Origin of the sequence: Bacillus sp. L75, from assembly GCF_003676355.1 — a bacterium.
GTDB classification, from domain to species: domain Bacteria; phylum Bacillota; class Bacilli; order Bacillales; family Bacillaceae; genus Bacillus; species Bacillus velezensis.
In genome coordinates this window covers 22,103-37,568 of sequence record NZ_ML064920.1, presented here as the reverse complement: position 1 = coordinate 37,568, position 15,466 = coordinate 22,103, and the positions used below count along the sequence as shown (strand labels likewise).

Below are 15,466 nucleotides of genomic sequence, written 5' to 3'. Positions count from 1 at the left end.
TGAGCAGGAATATTTCCTCTATGAAAATATGAATGACCACATCAAAAGATTTAATCAGCGTATGGAATATATCTTCGGCATCTTCTTCTGTCACGGTGTCTGAATGAAGTCTGGTAAACTGCTTGACATGGCCGACATACAAATCACGAACTCTGATAAACTCGCGAATAATATAATGGATGGGAGTTTTTAAATGTTCTTTATCCCGTGCGGCTTCAAACGCCCACTTTTCCAATGCCGCTGTATATACTTCCTTCTCTTCAGAAAAAATCCGATTGAGTTGATAATTAAACGCCAGATTTTGTTTTTTCAGATTTGTGAGTACAGCCGGGTCAGTAGAAGCATAAACAGAATCAGGATCCGTTTCATGAAGCGTATCAAACCATGTCTGACTGATGTCCTCCGCCCGTTCAGTTAAATAATCGTACAGCAGTTTATGTTTTGGCATTGCTGCTCCTCCTTTATAAAATCGTCATTTTTTTCACATAATGCTTTTGCAGTTTCATCAGTCTGAAGAATAAACCGAGAGCTCCTGCGGCAAGTCCCGCAATTAACCCGATCCAGTAGCCGTATGCCCCGAGGCCCGTATAAGTGCCGACTGCGTAACCGACCGGAAGCCCGATAATCCAATACGACACAAAAGCCGCGCCGAGTGTATAATTGACATCCTTATATCCTCTCAGAGCGCCTTGTATCGGAGCTGCTACGGCATCAGAAAGCTGGAAAAACAGCGCATAGATTAAAAAGTGCTGCGTCAACATGAGCACCGCCGGATCTGATGTATACATTCCGGCGATTTGCGGTCTGAACAGCAAAATGAAAGCCGCCGTGCATAAAGAAAAACAAAGGGCCATCACAATGCCGATATAGCTGTATGACCGGGCATCCCTGTAGCGCTTTGCGCCTGCTTCAAATCCGACTAAAATGGTCATGGCCATGGATACGCTGAGCGGCAGCATATACAAGAGGGAAGCAAAATTCATTGCCGCTTGGTGGGCTGCAATCGTCACCGTCTGAAAATGGCTCATAAGCAGTGTGACAGCCGCAAAAATGCTCGTTTCAAAAAATACCGCAAAACCGATAGGCAATCCGATTTTCAAAAGCTTCCTGCATTCAGACGGAGAAAAACGGTACAGTTTCCGAAATACAGAGTACCCGGCAAACGGCTCAAATCTGCAGACGATAAAAAAGCTGATGGCGCAAATACACCAGTAAGTCAGGGCGGAAGCGAGCCCCGCCCCGACTCCTCCCAATGCCGGCATGTTGAATTTCCCGAAAATAAATACATAATTTAAAACAAAATTAATAGGCAATGAGCAAAGCGTAATAAGCATTGTGACTCGCGTTTTGCCGAGTGCGTCAATAAACGAGCGCAAAACGGTGTACACAAACAAAGGAAAAATACCGAGGGATAAAAATCCTAAAAAGTGTTTTGCGATCGTCCGGACACGAGGTTCCAGGCCCAAATGTCCCAAGATCATATCAACGGTGAAAAAGCCGATCAGGATAACCGCCGCACTGAGAACGGCCGCTACATAAACGGCCTGGATGACGGAAAACGGCACTTCCTTTTGTCTGCCGGCTCCAAACAGCTGCGAAACAACGGGCGTAACGGCCATTAATATTCCTGCAAGGCCCGTATAAACCGGCGTCCACAGGCTTGAACCAATTGCAACCCCGGCTAAATCGGCAGCGCTCACTTTCCCTGACATCACCGTATCCAAAAAGGTGATCAGGGAAAGGCCCGCCTGTGTGATTAAAATCGGAATGAAGATATGTAACAGCTGTCTGACCTTTTGGCCGATCGTGTTCGTTTCTCTCAAGTTAGGTTCCCCGTTTCTTTATTAACGAGAGAAATTATAACATTTTATGTATAAAAAGCAATGAAAGCCGGCCTACTCTTTTTTGTCCGGTTTCGGCTTTTTAAACATCTTGGCATAAATGAATGAAAGTGAAATGACCCCTAAAAAGGTGCAGATATATTGCATCAGCCGTGCGAATTCCATATGATGTGCGCCTCCTTTCATGATTATGGTGCACACAGCGGCGCATATCCATGCGCGCGATGCAGAAAATAAGGGAAAGGAGCTGATGTGACATGCGCCACACTCAAATGACGGAAAGCGCGTTTACCGCTGCCGTTCAAACGTATTTGAAACAAATTACGGAGGATGCCGGAATGATACTGCGGACATTGGATGAAAAAGACCAATGCCTTCTTTGCGAATTAGATGAACTGGGACATACGTTTCAGGAAATGCAGGCTGTCGCTTCGTCGTTTTACCTGCAGTCATATATCGAACACTTTACGCCTTCCTATACAGAGCTGGCGAGGGCCGTGCAGCATCTGGCGGAAGAAAAACACGGAGCGCTGATTGTGATTGAACGTGCAGATCCGCTGGACGGAATGATACAAAAAGGGACCAGCCTGCATGCCGAGATCAGTGCAGCTTTAATTGAGAGTATTTTTTATCCCGGCAATCCGCTTCATGACGGAGCCGTATTGGTCAGAGAAAACCGGGTTGTATCAGCAGCCAATGTGCTCCCGCTCACAACAAAACATGTCGATCTCAAATACGGGACGCGCCACAGGGCCGCGATGGGACTTTCGGCCGTGACTGATGCACTCGTGCTCGTTGTTTCAGAAGAAACGGGAAAAATGTCCTTTGCTAAAGACGGCGGACTGTATCCGCTTGTTTCGCCGCGGGCGCTTCATACGAAATAATAAGAAAATGGGAATATTGTACCCATTTAATATTAATAAGGTGAACATCTTTACCTTTTTCTGTATTGATGTTATCGTTTAAATATACATAAAATTTAAAAGAATAGGGAGTGGAAAGATGGCAAATGTATTGATGATCGGCTTTCCGGGAGAAGGCCATATCAATCCGTCTTTAGGCGTCGTAAAAGAACTGAAGGCAAAAGGGGAACATGTCGTATATTACGGCGTGAAGGAATATGAGAACAAAATCGCGTCAAGCGGAGCGGAATTCCGTGAATATGAAGATTTCCGAAAAGATGAATTCGGAAAAAATGCAACGGGTGATGAACAGCGGGACGCTACCGAGTTTTTGCTATTAATGATTGAGACTTCCAAAAAAGCCGCACTCCGTATTCTTGAGGAAGTAAAAGATGAATCCTACGACTACATCCTGTATGATCATCATTTTCTGGCAGGAAGGCTCGTGAGAAACCAGCTGAAACTGCCGGCATATTCACTTTGTACGACATTTGCAATGAATGAAGCATTTATTAAAGAAGTGTTTTCAAATACAAACCTTGTATCAGAGGAATCATCTCATTATCCGGCTTATACCGAAGCGGTCAGCCGGCTCAATGAAGAATTCAGCGCAGACATTAAAACGCCGTATGATATTTTCTCAAATGACGGCAGAAAAACCATCGTATTTACTTCAAGAGCGTTTCAGCCGAAAGAAGAAGAGTTTGGCGATTCTTATCTCTTTGTCGGTCCGTCCATAACCGAAAGGGCGGCGGCTCAAGATTTCCCGTTTGAACAGCTTGAAGGAGAAAAAGTCCTGTTTATTTCCATGGGTACGATTTTTAACAATCAGAAGGAATTGTTTAATAAATGCTTAAAAGCGGTCAGAAACTTTAACGGAAAAGCCGTCATGTCAATCGGCAAACATCTTGATCCGGCGGAGCTTGATGAAATTCCTGAGAATGTCATTGTCAAGCCTTATGTTCCGCAGCTTGAGATCCTGAAGAGAGCAGACTTATTTATCACTCACGGCGGGATGAACAGTACGAGCGAAGGGCTTTACTACAAAACCCCGATGATTGTCATTCCGATGGGCGCAGATCAGTTCGCCGTCGGAAGCCAAGTGGAAAACACGGGCGCGGGCAAAATGTTTAAAAAAGAAGATGTAACAGCGGAACTGCTCACTGAAGCAATAAAAGAATTGAGCGAAAATCCTGAATATCAGACAAAAGTTTCTGAAATCGGAGAATCCCTGAAAGCGGCCGGCGGAGCACAGCGTGCAGCGGAATTGATAGCAGAAGACGTGAAAACTGCCGAGACCCGGGTTCTGTAATCAGCCGTCACCCGCTTCCTTTAAAGGAAGCGGGCTTTTTTTGATTGTTTTTCGGGAGGATTTTTCACGCCATAAAGAGAATTGTATGAAAAACAGACAAGAAAGGTGGAATGTCGCGGAAAAAAGCCATGTTATGAAAATGATTCCAAAGTCTTTTGTGAAATGTTCTCAATTTATGTAAAATGTGTGGCATTGGTGATGATCTAAGGCCAAATGAATCGGAATTAATGTCGACTTATGAATGAATCCTGAATAACAGGCGGCGTCCAAAGAAAAGGAACGTCCCTTTCAGCAATGATAAATAGGAGGTTTTTCGTTATATGAAGAAAAAAATCGCAGCCGGACTGGCTGTATCTGCAGTAATGACTTCAACCTTCGCCGTGCATCCCGCTGAAGCAAAAACCATTCAAGTAAAAAGCGGCGACTCTCTTTGGAAGCTTTCCCGGCAATATCATACAAGTATTTCAGCCCTGCAGGCGGAAAATAAACTGAAATCAACGATACTCCACCCAGGACAGCGGCTGCACATTCCTGACGGCAGCGGCAAAACGGGGCAAAAGGGAAAACGAAGCACGGGTGCTTACACAGTTACATACGGCGACTCATTATGGGTAATCGCAAAAAAATACAAAATGAGCGTTTCTGAGCTGAGAAGCCTGAACCGTTTGAGTTCAGATGTCATCTATCCGGGCCAGAAACTGAAAATTAAAGGGTCTGCCGGCGGCACGGACGGAGGCGGCAGACAGACAAAGCCTGATAAAGGCGCATCAGGGACTTACACTGTGAAGCCGGGTGACTCGCTGTGGAAAATCGCCAATCAAACCGGCATCACCATCGCCGAACTGAAAAAGCTGAATCAATTAACATCAGACATGCTGTATCCGAATCAAGTGTTAAAGATCAAAGGTTCTTCACATAACGGAAACAGCGGCACAACACCGCCATCTCATTCAAATCCTTCTGAGAAGCCATCCACTTACAAAGTAAAAGCAGGCGATTCCCTCTGGAAAATTGCTAATCGGTTCGGCATCACCGCTCAGCTCATCAGAGAAAAAAATAAATTGACAACTGATGTGCTTCAAATCGGACAAGTTCTGGTGATTAACGGAACGGGAAAAACAGAAGATCCTGTGCGGCAGCCGGATAACAAACCGGCAAAACCAAACAAGCCGAATACTCCCGAACCTCCGGTGACAGGGTCAAAGATTGACAGAATGATAGGCGAGGCGAAAAAACATGTCGGCGTGCCTTACCGCTGGGGAGGCAATACGCCTGCGGGCTTCGATTGCAGCGGTTACATCTATTACCTTTTAAATAAGGTAAGCTCTGTTTCCCGTCTGAGCACGGCCGGATATTGGAATACGATGAAACATATCAGCCAGCCGTCAGCAGGCGACTTTGTCTTCTTTACGACATATAAAGCGGGCCCTTCTCATATGGGAATGTATTTAGGCGGAGGAGATTTTATTCACGCAAGCTCCTCCGGGGTTGAAGTTTCAAACTTAAGCAATCCGTATTGGAAAAAAGCTTATTTAGGAGCGCGCAGTTATTTTTAAAAAAAGCCTTTCGGGGCTTTTTTTGTTTACCATTTTTACGTTTTGACAAGACTGATGGGTAAAAAATAAGGGGGAGGAAGCATGAATCGTCTCTTGCTTTTTCTCATGCTCGCATCAATTACGCTTTGCGGCTGCGCTCCTGTTCCGCCCAAAAAACATGGGGAAAGCCGCGCATTGGAAGCATCTGCATACCGTGAGCATGCCGGACTCATCAATCAAAACGGAAAAACGATCGGATATATCGAAGTGAGGGAATCTGATGATGAAGGGTCAGACATTCATATATCAGCGGGGCATCTGCCGCCCGGCACTTCTCTCGGGTTTCATATTTATGAAAAAGGGACATGTCAGGCACCTGATTTCGAATCAGCCGGCGGTCCGTTCAACCCTTTGAACAAAGAACACGGCTTCAACAATCCGATGGGTCATCACGCCGGGGATCTCCCCAATCTTGAAGTGGGGGCTGACGGTAAAGTGGATGTCATTATGAACGCGCCGCAAACTTCATTAAAAGAAGGGAGCAGACTCAGCCTGCTCGACCGGGACGGAAGCGCGTTCGTCATTCATGAACATACGGACGATTATTTGACAAACCCGAGCGGAAATTCCGGAGCCAGAATCGCCTGCGCTCCCCTGACAAAAAGCGCCCGCAGGGAATGAGCCCTTTTGTATTGAGTATACAAGGGCTTTTTTAGTATACTCGGTTATGGAATACAAATGGAAAGGAAACATCACCTATGACTTCAGAATTACAGCACCTATCACTTCCGGAAGATATACAAAACAAACTGCAGGCTTATCAAAATCATCCCGTTTCCCAAGAATTCCGGGATTTAATCGGATCATCAGGCTATGAGGCCGAAGATAAAGCGATTGTATTCGATGCCGTCATTGCTTTGACAATGGGAAAAAATATCTTATTAAAAGGACCGACGGGTTCAGGGAAAACAAAATTGGCGGAAACGCTTTCGAACTATTTTCATAAACCGATGCACAGCGTCAACTGCTCCGTAGACCTCGATGCAGAAGCGCTTGTCGGCTATAAAACGATTGAAAATGAACAGGGACAGGCGACAATTGAATTCGTTCCCGGACCTGTAACAACCGCAATGAACAAGGGACATTTTTTATACATTGACGAAATCAATATGGCAAAGCCTGAAACCCTTCCGATTCTAAACGGCGTGCTAGATTACAGAAAAATGATGACAAATCCCTTTACAGGAGAAGTGATTAAGGCAAGCGAAGGATTCGGTGTTATCGCCGCGATTAATGAAGGCTACGTCGGCACCGTTCCGCTGAACGAAGCCCTTAAAAACCGTTTTGTCATCATTGATGTTCCGTATATTAAAGGAAGCCTCCTGAAACAGGTGCTGACCTCTCAGTCTGTCTTAAAAGATGAGAAATTAATTGAGCGTTTTATGACGCTGTCTTCTGATTTAATCGCACAAGCGCATAACGGACAAGTGTCAGAAGAAGCGGCGTCCATCAGGGCTCTCATTGATACGTGTGACTTGGCTGCGTACATCCCGCCGAAACGGGCGATTGAAAGAGGCATCGTAGAAAAACTTGACGATGACAGGGAAAAAGCCGCTGTCAGAAATATTGCAGAAACGCTGTTCGAATGAGGGATATACAATGAAGTTTATCAAATTTAACGACAGCACGATTGATTCGTTTTTGTTCATGATGCTGACTGACCTGGCCAAAACACTGACCAGAAGCAGTGAAGTTGAAGTGGAATACGGCGTGCAGTCTTACTACAATCCCTTTGAAAAGAAAATTTACATGAGCCACTTTTGGAAAGACCGATCAGCCGGGGATATGGAAGCCGGCCTGAAAAGCGATGTCTATTTGCGCGCTGTCGGAACACGCAGCAGCTCATTTCGGGAATTTGCGGGGTTTTTAAATGACGTTCACCGGCATTTCACCCGCCAAAGCTTTGCCAAGCAGCTGTTTATGCTGCTTGAGGATATCAGAATTGAAGAGCTGACCAAAAAAGAACGGCCGGGAACGAAACGTGTTTTTCAGAAGCGGAGGGAGATGTACAGGAAATATTTCACGACGCAGCTGACATTGAATTTAGAACGGAGCATTTTCACCGACGCTTTGTATTGCGCGATGTTTGTCAAGCTGACGGCTGAGTCTCCGCTTGAAGGCATTCCTTCCATGCATGAACATATTGATATGATGATACCGTATATTGAACGTCAGCTCATCCGGGTGTATGAGGCGGATTCTACGGAACAAATCGCAAGAATAACGGAAGACCTCATGGAAGGCCTTGATGAAGTGCTTGAGAAAGATATGCTGAACACGTACTTTTTTCTGCCGGAACTTGATTACGAAAAAGCGGCTGAAGAGCCTTTATTCGAAAGTGTAAAAAAAGCGCCTTCGTTAAGTGACGATCTCACGCTCCCTGAGTCTTCCGACGGAGATGAAGAAATCCTTGAAGAGAAAATGAATACGTGGCACCGGGAAACCGAAGCGCCGTCAAAAAGTTTCCTTCAATTTGATATTGAGCACGGCGCGAAATCAGATCTTGGGAAAGACGCGGCCAGAGAAGGCGATGACGGTGACCAGGCGCTCGGCTCCGTTCAAGGTTCCGCACGTCAGACGAAAAGAGAGGATTACTCCAAACTGGAAGCGCTTGAATCCATTCAGGATGAACATGAGGGCGCGGGGCTGGCTGACGGAAAAGAAAACAAATTTGCCTTCCCGGTTTATCAAACGCCTCATAAAGCGTCTCCTGAAGAGGAGCAGTCTTATAAAGAACAGGCAAAAACGATAGAATCATATCAAAAACGCTTGAAGCAGATGATACAAAAAACACTTGAGCACAAAAAAACGCTCCCGCGGACCGACCTTCACGCAGGCCGGCTGAATCGCAAACTGATCCGCTATTTTACGGAGCGGAACCCGCGCCTTTTCTATAAAAAGCAGGACCCGTCTTCAGACATTGACGCCGTTTTTACATTGCTTGTCGATTGTTCGGCCAGCATGTTCGACAAAATGGATGAAACAAAAAGAGGGATCGTTCTTTTTCATGAAGCCTTGAAATCAGTGTCCGTACCGCACCAGATCGTCGGATTTTGGGAGGATACAAACGAAGCGACCGAAACGAGCCAGCCGAATTTCTTCAATACCGTCATTCCGTTTGAAGAGTCGCTGCTGCAGGCGGCGGGTCCGCTAATCATGCAGCTTGCGCCTGAAGAAGATAACAGAGACGGATACGCCATCAGACAAATGACGAAACAGCTGATGCGGCGGAGTGAGGCGCAAAAATTTTTAATCGTGTTTTCAGACGGAGAGCCGGCAGCATTCGGATACGAACAAAACGGCATCGTCGATACGAGCGAGGCTGTCATCGAAGCGAGAAAAAAAGGGATAGAAGTCATAAATGTTTTTCTGTCCAATACTGCAATAGAGGAATCACAGATGAAAACCATTCAGGATATGTACGGAAAGTACAGTATTTTTGTTCCGGATGTCGATCAGCTGCCCGATGTGCTGTATCCGCTCTTGAAAAAACTGCTTCATAAAAGCATAGGATAGGCTTTTTCCTATGCTTTTTCGCTTTTTATTTTAAAATGATTTAATTTTTTCGGTATTGATCTGTTTTTTTTACTATTTTGTGAACAATCAAGGTAGAATCCAAACGCAATCAGTGGTAAAATATCCTTGGAAGCGTTTTTATTACATAATTTTGGGCACAGCGTTCAAAAGTTATTTCAAGATAGTGAATTGATCACTTGATTATCTAGGTTGGGGGTAATATTCAAATGTTTCAAAATAATATGAAACAAAGAATGAATTGGGAAGATTTTTACGGACCGAACCTCGGCTACGCACTGGAGCTGTACGACCAATATGCTGAAGATCCAGACAGCATTGATCCGGATCTGAAAGACATGTTTGACGAACTCGGCGCTCCGCCAAGCCAAATAAAAGAGGCATCGGGAACAAAGGAACAGGGACGCGTCACCGCAGATCTGATTCAAAAGATCGCAGCAGCAGTTAAACTTGCAGAAGATATTCGAACCTATGGCCATCTGAACGCTTCCGTCAATCCGCTCAGAAAGGATCCGAAAAAGAGCGAGCTCTTTCCGTTATCCGAGTACGGGCTTACAGAAGAAGAAATGAAAGCAATACCCGCGTCTGTCATCTGTAAGGACGCACCTGCCAATATAACAAACGGCTTAGAAGCCATCCAGCATTTACGCAATACCTATAAAAGAACCATCTCCTTCGAGTTTGACCATGTGCATGATTTCGAAGAGCGCGCATGGATTACAAAAATGGTCGAATCCGGAGAACTGTTCCGGAAAAATTCACCGGAAAAACTGTCAGCCGTTTTAGAAAGACTGACGGAAGTAGAAGGATTTGAACAATTTTTACACCGGACATTCGTCGGTCAGAAGCGTTTCTCAATTGAGGGATTAGACGCGCTTGTGCCGGTTCTTGACGACATTATCGCCCAGTCTGTGAAAGCGGGCACAACCAATGTCAATATCGGGATGGCGCACAGAGGCCGTTTAAATGTGCTTGCGCATGTGCTCGGCAAACCGTATGAGATTATTTTCTCAGAATTCCAGCACGCGCCGAATAAAGACCTTGTGCCGTCTGAAGGATCGACCGGCATCAGCTACGGCTGGACGGGCGATGTAAAATACCACCTCGGTGCAGACAGACAGCTTCAGGATGCTGAAACCAAAAGCGCGCGGATTACGCTTGCAAATAACCCGAGCCATTTGGAATTCATCAATCCGATTGTTGAAGGAAGCACGCGGGCGGCACAGGAAACAAGAACGCAAAAGGGGTACCCGGTTCAAGACGAAACAAAATCGCTCGCCATTTTAATTCACGGTGACGCAGCGTTTCCGGGAGAAGGCATTGTCGCCGAGACGCTGAACTTAAGCTCTCTGAAAGGCTATCAGGTCGGCGGGGCCATTCATATCATCGCCAATAATATGATCGGCTTTACAACTGAAAGCGATGAATCACGATCCACGAAATATGCCAGTGATTTGGCGAAGGGCTATGAAATTCCGATCGTTCACGTCAACGCGGATGATCCGGAAGCATGCCTGTCAGCCGTTAAATTTGCGGTTGAATACCGGAAGCGGTTCAATAAAGATTTCTTAATCGATTTAATCGGGTACAGACGGTACGGCCACAATGAAATGGATGAGCCGTCAACGACACAGCCGATGCTGTATGACGCCGTCAGAAAACACCCGACTGTCAAGCGGATCTTTGCGGAAAAACTCGTAAGTGAAGGACTGATCAGCGAGGAAAAAGCGCAAAACATCGAAACGACAGTGACAAAACGAATTGAAGACGCCTATAAAAAGGTGCCCGCCAAAAAAGAAGACGCCGTACGGGAAATTGAATTGCCGGAACCGGTGTCCAACGGTTTTCCAGACGTTGACACAGCCATTGATTTTGATGTTCTCCGCAAGCTGAACGGCGAACTTATCAACTGGCCGGAATCTTTTAACGTGTTCGGCAAGCTGAAAAGAATCCTGGAAAGACGTGCAAAAGCGTTTGATGATGACCGTAAAGTTGAATGGTCATTGGCTGAATCGCTTGCGTTTGCTTCCATTTTGAAAGACGGCACGCCGATCCGGCTGACCGGACAGGATTCAGAGCGCGGAACGTTCGCTCAAAGAAACCTTGTGCTGCATGACAGCGAAACAGGAGAAGAATTTGTTGCCCTCCATCACTTAGACGACTGCGCTGCTTCATTTACGGTGCATAACAGCCCGCTCTCTGAAGGATCGGTTCTCGGCTTTGAATATGGATACAACGTGTATTCGCCTGAAACGCTTGTGATGTGGGAGGCGCAGTACGGGGACTTTGCCAATGCGGCTCAAGTCTATTTTGATCAATTCATATCTGCAGGACGGGCAAAATGGGGACAAAAATCAGGACTGGTCATGCTGCTGCCTCACGGTTACGAAGGGCAGGGCCCTGAACACTCCAGCGGCCGCGTCGAGCGGTTCCTGCAGCTGGCGGCGGAAAACAACTGGACGGTGGCCAACCTGACAAGTGCGGCTCAGTATTTCCATATTTTAAGAAGACAAGCGAAAATGCTGCTTCGTGAGGAAATCCGCCCGCTTGTGATCATGACGCCGAAGAGCCTGCTGCGCAACCCGAATACGGTATCTGAAGTGCAGGAACTGAGCGAAAGCCGATTCAAGCCTGTCTATGAGCAGTCCGGTCTTTCCCATGCTTACGAAAAAGTGACTCGCGTCGTATTATCAAGCGGAAAAGTGTCAATTGATATCAGCGATCACTTCAACAAAATGGAAGGCGATAAGGATTGGCTTCATATTGCCAGAATCGAACAGCTGTATCCGTTCCCGGCAAAAGATACGAAGGAGCTTTTCGCCAAACTGCCGAACCTGCAAGAGATCGTTTGGGTTCAGGAAGAGCCGCAGAACATGGGGGCATGGAGTTATATCAGCCCGTATCTGACGGAAATCGCGCCAAAAGGAGTAAATGTCCAATACATCGGCCGAAGAAGACGATCCAGTCCCGCAGAAGGAGATCCGACAGTCCACAAAAAAGAACAGGAACGCATTGTATCTGATAGCTTGACTCGCAAAAACTAAGGGGGAAATGAAAAAATGGCGGAAATTAAGGTACCTGAATTAGCAGAATCAATCTCAGAAGGAACGATAGCCCAATGGTTAAAGCAGCCCGGTGATTATGTAGAACAGGGTGAGTACTTGCTTGAACTGGAGACGGACAAAGTAAATGTTGAATTGACAGCAGAAGAATCGGGTGTTCTAAAAGAGGTATTGAAAGATTCGGGTGATACCGTCCAAGTAGGAGAAATTATCGGTACCATTACAGAAGGCGCTGGCGAAAGTTCTGCACCCGCCCCTTCAGAAAGTGCTCCAGCCAATGAACAAACGAAAGAGGAAGCAAAAGCTGAACCTGCTGCACAAGAAGTCAGCCAGGAAGCACAATCAGAAGCGAAATCCAGAACGGTAGCGTCTCCGGCTGCACGCAAGCTGGCAAGGGAAAAAGGAATTGATCTATCACAAATTCCGACGGGAGACCCGCTCGGCCGCGTGCGCAAACAAGATGTGGAAGCTTATGAAAAACCGGCTTCAAAACCTGCGGCACAGCCGAAACAGCAGGCTCCAAAAACACAGCAAAGCTTTGACAAACCTGTCGAAGTGCAAAAAATGTCCCGCCGCAGACAGACGATCGCGAAACGATTGGTTGAAGTGCAGCAGACTTCTGCGATGCTGACTACATTTAACGAAGTTGATATGACGGCCGTTATGAATCTAAGAAAACGCCGTAAAGACCAATTCCTTGAGCAAAACGAAGTAAAACTCGGTTTCATGTCGTTCTTTACAAAAGCCGTCGTGGCTGCATTGAAAAAATTCCCGCTCCTTAACGCTGAAATTCAAGGCGATGAGCTGATCGTGAAAAAATTCTATGACATCGGTATTGCTGTCGCGGCTGAAGAAGGGCTTGTCGTCCCAGTCGTGCGTGACGCTGACCGCCTGACGTTTGCCGGCATTGAAAGAGAGATCGGCGAACTTGCGAAGAAAGCGCGAAACAATAAATTAACATTAGGTGAGCTGCAAGGAGGCTCCTTCACGATCACAAACGGAGGTACATTCGGATCGCTTATGTCAACACCGATCCTAAACAGCCCTCAGGTTGGGATCTTAGGTATGCACAAAATTCAGCTGCGCCCAGTAGCGATTGATGCGGAGCGCTCTGAAAACCGTCCGATGATGTACATCGCTTTATCATACGATCACAGAATTGTAGATGGTAAAGAAGCGGTCGGATTCCTTGTCACCATTAAAAACCTGCTTGAAGATCCGGAACAGCTGTTGCTGGAAGGATAATTTGAGACAGACAAAAAGTACACTGCCCTTACAAGCAGTGTACTTTTTTTATTGAGAGAAGGGGAGAATTTATATGAAAAGCTGTTATCCGCTTGAGATCGAATTTGAATATAATGAAGAATTGCATTCTATCACTCCGGTTCTTCTGCAAGACGAACATGACACGATATTAATAGACTGCGGATATCCCGGTTTTACAAACCATCTTCAACATGCCGCTGCCCGGCATGGAATGTCGCTTCATTCATTGACAAAAATCATTGTAACGCATCACGACATAGACCATATCGGCTCACTCGCTGCATTATACCGTTTACATCCGGATGTCAGCGTGACAGTACATGAGCGTGAAGCGCCGTATATTGACGGCTCTAAAAAATCTTTACGGCTTGAGCAGGCTGAATCAACGTTTTGTTCATTGCCAGAGGATGCAAAGCCTTATGCAAAACAGTTCATCCGCTCTCTTCAATCAGTCGAATCGGCTCCAGTTCACCGGACAGTTACTGACGGCGAGCTGCTGCCTTGGTGCGGAGGCATTCGCGTTGTAGCCACGCCGGGTCATACACCCGGCCATATCAGTCTTTATCTGCCTGCCGAAAAAACTATGGTCACAGGTGATGCGGTCGTCATTGAAGACGGAAAGCTGAACCTTGCTAATCCCGGCTATACGTTACATATGGATGATGCGGTCCGTTCTGTGCAGCGGCTGCTCGATTATGATATCCGCCAATTGATTTGTTATCATGGAGGTTTATTTCAGGGGGATGTAAAAAAAGCGCTTTTGCGTCTGTTTCGTGATCTGCAGAATAAACAAGGATAGGAGCGGCAGCAGCCTATCCTTGTTCAGTTATGAAAACGGAATCTTTGCCGTTTCTTCTTCTTCGGCGCTGTTTTTCTCTTTTTTCTTAGACCAGTAGGTGGCAAGAACAGACCCCGACAGATTGTGCCATATGCTGAAAATTGCGCTCGGCACGGCTGACAAAGGGGAGAAATGCGCTGTCGCAAGCGCTGCGCCCAGTCCGGAGTTTTGCATTCCGACTTCGATCGCAATCGCTTTTTGTGAAGCATAATCCATTTTGAACAGCTTTGCAGTCAGGAATCCTAACAAATATCCGATTCCGTTATGTAAGATGACGACAGACACAATCAGCAGTCCTGATTGAAGCACATGCTCACGATTTACGCTGACGACAGAGGATACAATCGCTACGATGCCGATTACCGACACGAGAGGAAGCGCGTGCACGGCTTGTCCGACCTGTTTTTTGAAGAACAGCTTCACAATCACCCCGAGGACGATCGGCAAAAGCACGGCTTGCATAATGGAAACAAACAGTGAGCCGAAAGAAACGGGGAGCCACTCTTTCGCAAACAGCATAATAAGTGCCGGCGTTACAATAGGAGCAAGCAATGTTGAGATCGTGGTGACCGCAACAGAAAGCGCCGTATTGCCTTTCGCCAAAAACGTCATGACGTTTGATGCCGTACCGCCCGGACAGCATCCGACCAGAATGACGCCCGCGGCGATTTCTGCGGGGAGGCGGAGCCCGATTGATAAACAGAAAGCCGTAAGCGGCATAATCGTAAACTGGGCAGCGACTCCGATCACGACATGCCAAGGCTTTCTGATTAATTCTTTAAAATCGTCTGCTTGAAGAGTAAGCCCCATCCCAAACATAATAATACCAAGGAAAATCGTCATATAAGAACTGATCCAAGAAAACAAATCAGGGCAGGCGAATCCTAAACCGGCAAAGACGATAACCCACAAGCCAAAGGTTTGGCCCGCAAACCTGCTTATTTTTTTCAGCCATTCCATAAACACAGCTCCTTTTACATTCAATCAATCAGTCAGAAAATATGACTGACTTTTCTGTATTCCATTATAAATAATTTTCTGAATAATTCAATATTAAATATAAGTTTTCAATAAAATTATTATGTAAACTAACATCTTCTTGACTATTCAGACATA

11 protein-coding genes and 1 pseudogene are annotated in these 15,466 nt (G+C 46.2%); 9 read left to right on the top strand and 3 right to left on the bottom strand.

All coding sequences use genetic code 11. The features are described 5' to 3' along the window. Nucleotides 1–448, bottom strand: a pseudogene (locus tag D5S11_RS18790) (RsbT co-antagonist protein RsbRB); the annotation flags it as partial. Nucleotides 449–461: 13 nt separating this feature from the next. Next, on the bottom strand, nucleotides 462–1,823 hold the full coding sequence (locus tag D5S11_RS18785) for an MATE family efflux transporter (RefSeq protein ID WP_020955938.1): 1,362 nt from the start codon (nucleotides 1,821–1,823) through the stop codon (nucleotides 462–464). A gap of 275 nt (nucleotides 1,824–2,098) precedes the next feature. On the opposite strand from D5S11_RS18785, the gene cdaS reads away from it, so the two are divergent. From cdaS to D5S11_RS18740, 9 genes are all read left to right on the top strand, one after another. After that, nucleotides 2,099–2,725 carry a sporulation-specific diadenylate cyclase CdaS gene (cdaS, locus tag D5S11_RS18780; protein WP_007407964.1) on the top strand — a complete coding sequence of 209 codons (627 nt, stop codon included), beginning with the start codon at nucleotides 2,099–2,101 and terminating at the stop codon, nucleotides 2,723–2,725. A gap of 118 nt (nucleotides 2,726–2,843) precedes the next feature. Beyond that, nucleotides 2,844–4,055, top strand: coding sequence for a macrolide family glycosyltransferase (locus D5S11_RS18775; RefSeq protein WP_108724921.1), 1,212 nt, complete (start codon nucleotides 2,844–2,846; stop codon nucleotides 4,053–4,055). A gap of 320 nt (nucleotides 4,056–4,375) precedes the next feature. After that, a complete protein-coding gene (locus D5S11_RS18770) occupies nucleotides 4,376–5,611 on the top strand; it encodes a C40 family peptidase (protein WP_061581518.1) in 1,236 nt (411 codons plus the stop codon). An 81-nt stretch (nucleotides 5,612–5,692) separates the two neighbouring features. Then, the gene (locus tag D5S11_RS18765) at nucleotides 5,693–6,271 is read left to right on the top strand and encodes a superoxide dismutase family protein (protein WP_108724922.1); all 579 of its coding nucleotides are present in this window, start codon (nucleotides 5,693–5,695) and stop codon (nucleotides 6,269–6,271) included. A gap of 77 nt (nucleotides 6,272–6,348) precedes the next feature. Beyond that, nucleotides 6,349–7,239: an AAA family ATPase gene (locus tag D5S11_RS18760; protein WP_032869968.1), complete on the top strand. Its 891-nt coding sequence runs from the start codon at nucleotides 6,349–6,351 to the stop codon at nucleotides 7,237–7,239. Nucleotides 7,240–7,249: 10 nt separating this feature from the next. Continuing rightward, the gene (locus D5S11_RS18755; protein ID WP_108724923.1) at nucleotides 7,250–9,166 is read left to right on the top strand and encodes a vWA domain-containing protein; all 1,917 of its coding nucleotides are present in this window, start codon (nucleotides 7,250–7,252) and stop codon (nucleotides 9,164–9,166) included. A 227-nt stretch (nucleotides 9,167–9,393) separates the two neighbouring features. Further along, on the top strand, nucleotides 9,394–12,228 hold the full coding sequence (gene sucA, locus D5S11_RS18750) for a 2-oxoglutarate dehydrogenase E1 component (RefSeq protein WP_007407971.1): 2,835 nt from the start codon (nucleotides 9,394–9,396) through the stop codon (nucleotides 12,226–12,228). Nucleotides 12,229–12,243: 15 nt separating this feature from the next. Continuing rightward, nucleotides 12,244–13,491: a 2-oxoglutarate dehydrogenase complex dihydrolipoyllysine-residue succinyltransferase gene (odhB, locus tag D5S11_RS18745; protein ID WP_007407972.1), complete on the top strand. Its 1,248-nt coding sequence runs from the start codon at nucleotides 12,244–12,246 to the stop codon at nucleotides 13,489–13,491. A gap of 73 nt (nucleotides 13,492–13,564) precedes the next feature. Then, nucleotides 13,565–14,311 carry an MBL fold metallo-hydrolase gene (locus D5S11_RS18740; protein WP_007407973.1) on the top strand — a complete coding sequence of 249 codons (747 nt, stop codon included), beginning with the start codon at nucleotides 13,565–13,567 and terminating at the stop codon, nucleotides 14,309–14,311. A gap of 27 nt (nucleotides 14,312–14,338) precedes the next feature. Here the strand turns inward: D5S11_RS18740 and D5S11_RS18735 are convergent, their stop codons facing one another. Further along, a complete protein-coding gene (locus D5S11_RS18735) occupies nucleotides 14,339–15,310 on the bottom strand; it encodes a bile acid:sodium symporter family transporter (RefSeq protein WP_108724924.1) in 972 nt (323 codons plus the stop codon). Between the last annotated feature and the right edge of the window lie 156 nt (nucleotides 15,311–15,466).

Excerpts from the sequence above, each read along its gene's own strand:
- cdaS (WP_007407964.1), top strand. The coding sequence starts at position 2,099 with ATGCGCCACACTCAAATGACGGAAAGCGCGTTTACCGCTGCCGTTCAA.
- D5S11_RS18775 (WP_108724921.1), top strand. The coding sequence starts at position 2,844 with ATGGCAAATGTATTGATGATCGGCTTTCCGGGAGAAGGCCATATCAAT.
- D5S11_RS18770 (WP_061581518.1), top strand. The coding sequence starts at position 4,376 with ATGAAGAAAAAAATCGCAGCCGGACTGGCTGTATCTGCAGTAATGACT.
- D5S11_RS18765 (WP_108724922.1), top strand. The coding sequence starts at position 5,693 with ATGAATCGTCTCTTGCTTTTTCTCATGCTCGCATCAATTACGCTTTGC.
- D5S11_RS18760 (WP_032869968.1), top strand. The coding sequence starts at position 6,349 with ATGACTTCAGAATTACAGCACCTATCACTTCCGGAAGATATACAAAAC.
- D5S11_RS18755 (WP_108724923.1), top strand. The coding sequence starts at position 7,250 with ATGAAGTTTATCAAATTTAACGACAGCACGATTGATTCGTTTTTGTTC.
- sucA (WP_007407971.1), top strand. The coding sequence starts at position 9,394 with ATGTTTCAAAATAATATGAAACAAAGAATGAATTGGGAAGATTTTTAC.
- odhB (WP_007407972.1), top strand. The coding sequence starts at position 12,244 with ATGGCGGAAATTAAGGTACCTGAATTAGCAGAATCAATCTCAGAAGGA.
- D5S11_RS18740 (WP_007407973.1), top strand. The coding sequence starts at position 13,565 with ATGAAAAGCTGTTATCCGCTTGAGATCGAATTTGAATATAATGAAGAA.
- D5S11_RS18735 (WP_108724924.1), bottom strand. The coding sequence starts at position 15,310 with ATGGAATGGCTGAAAAAAATAAGCAGGTTTGCGGGCCAAACCTTTGGC.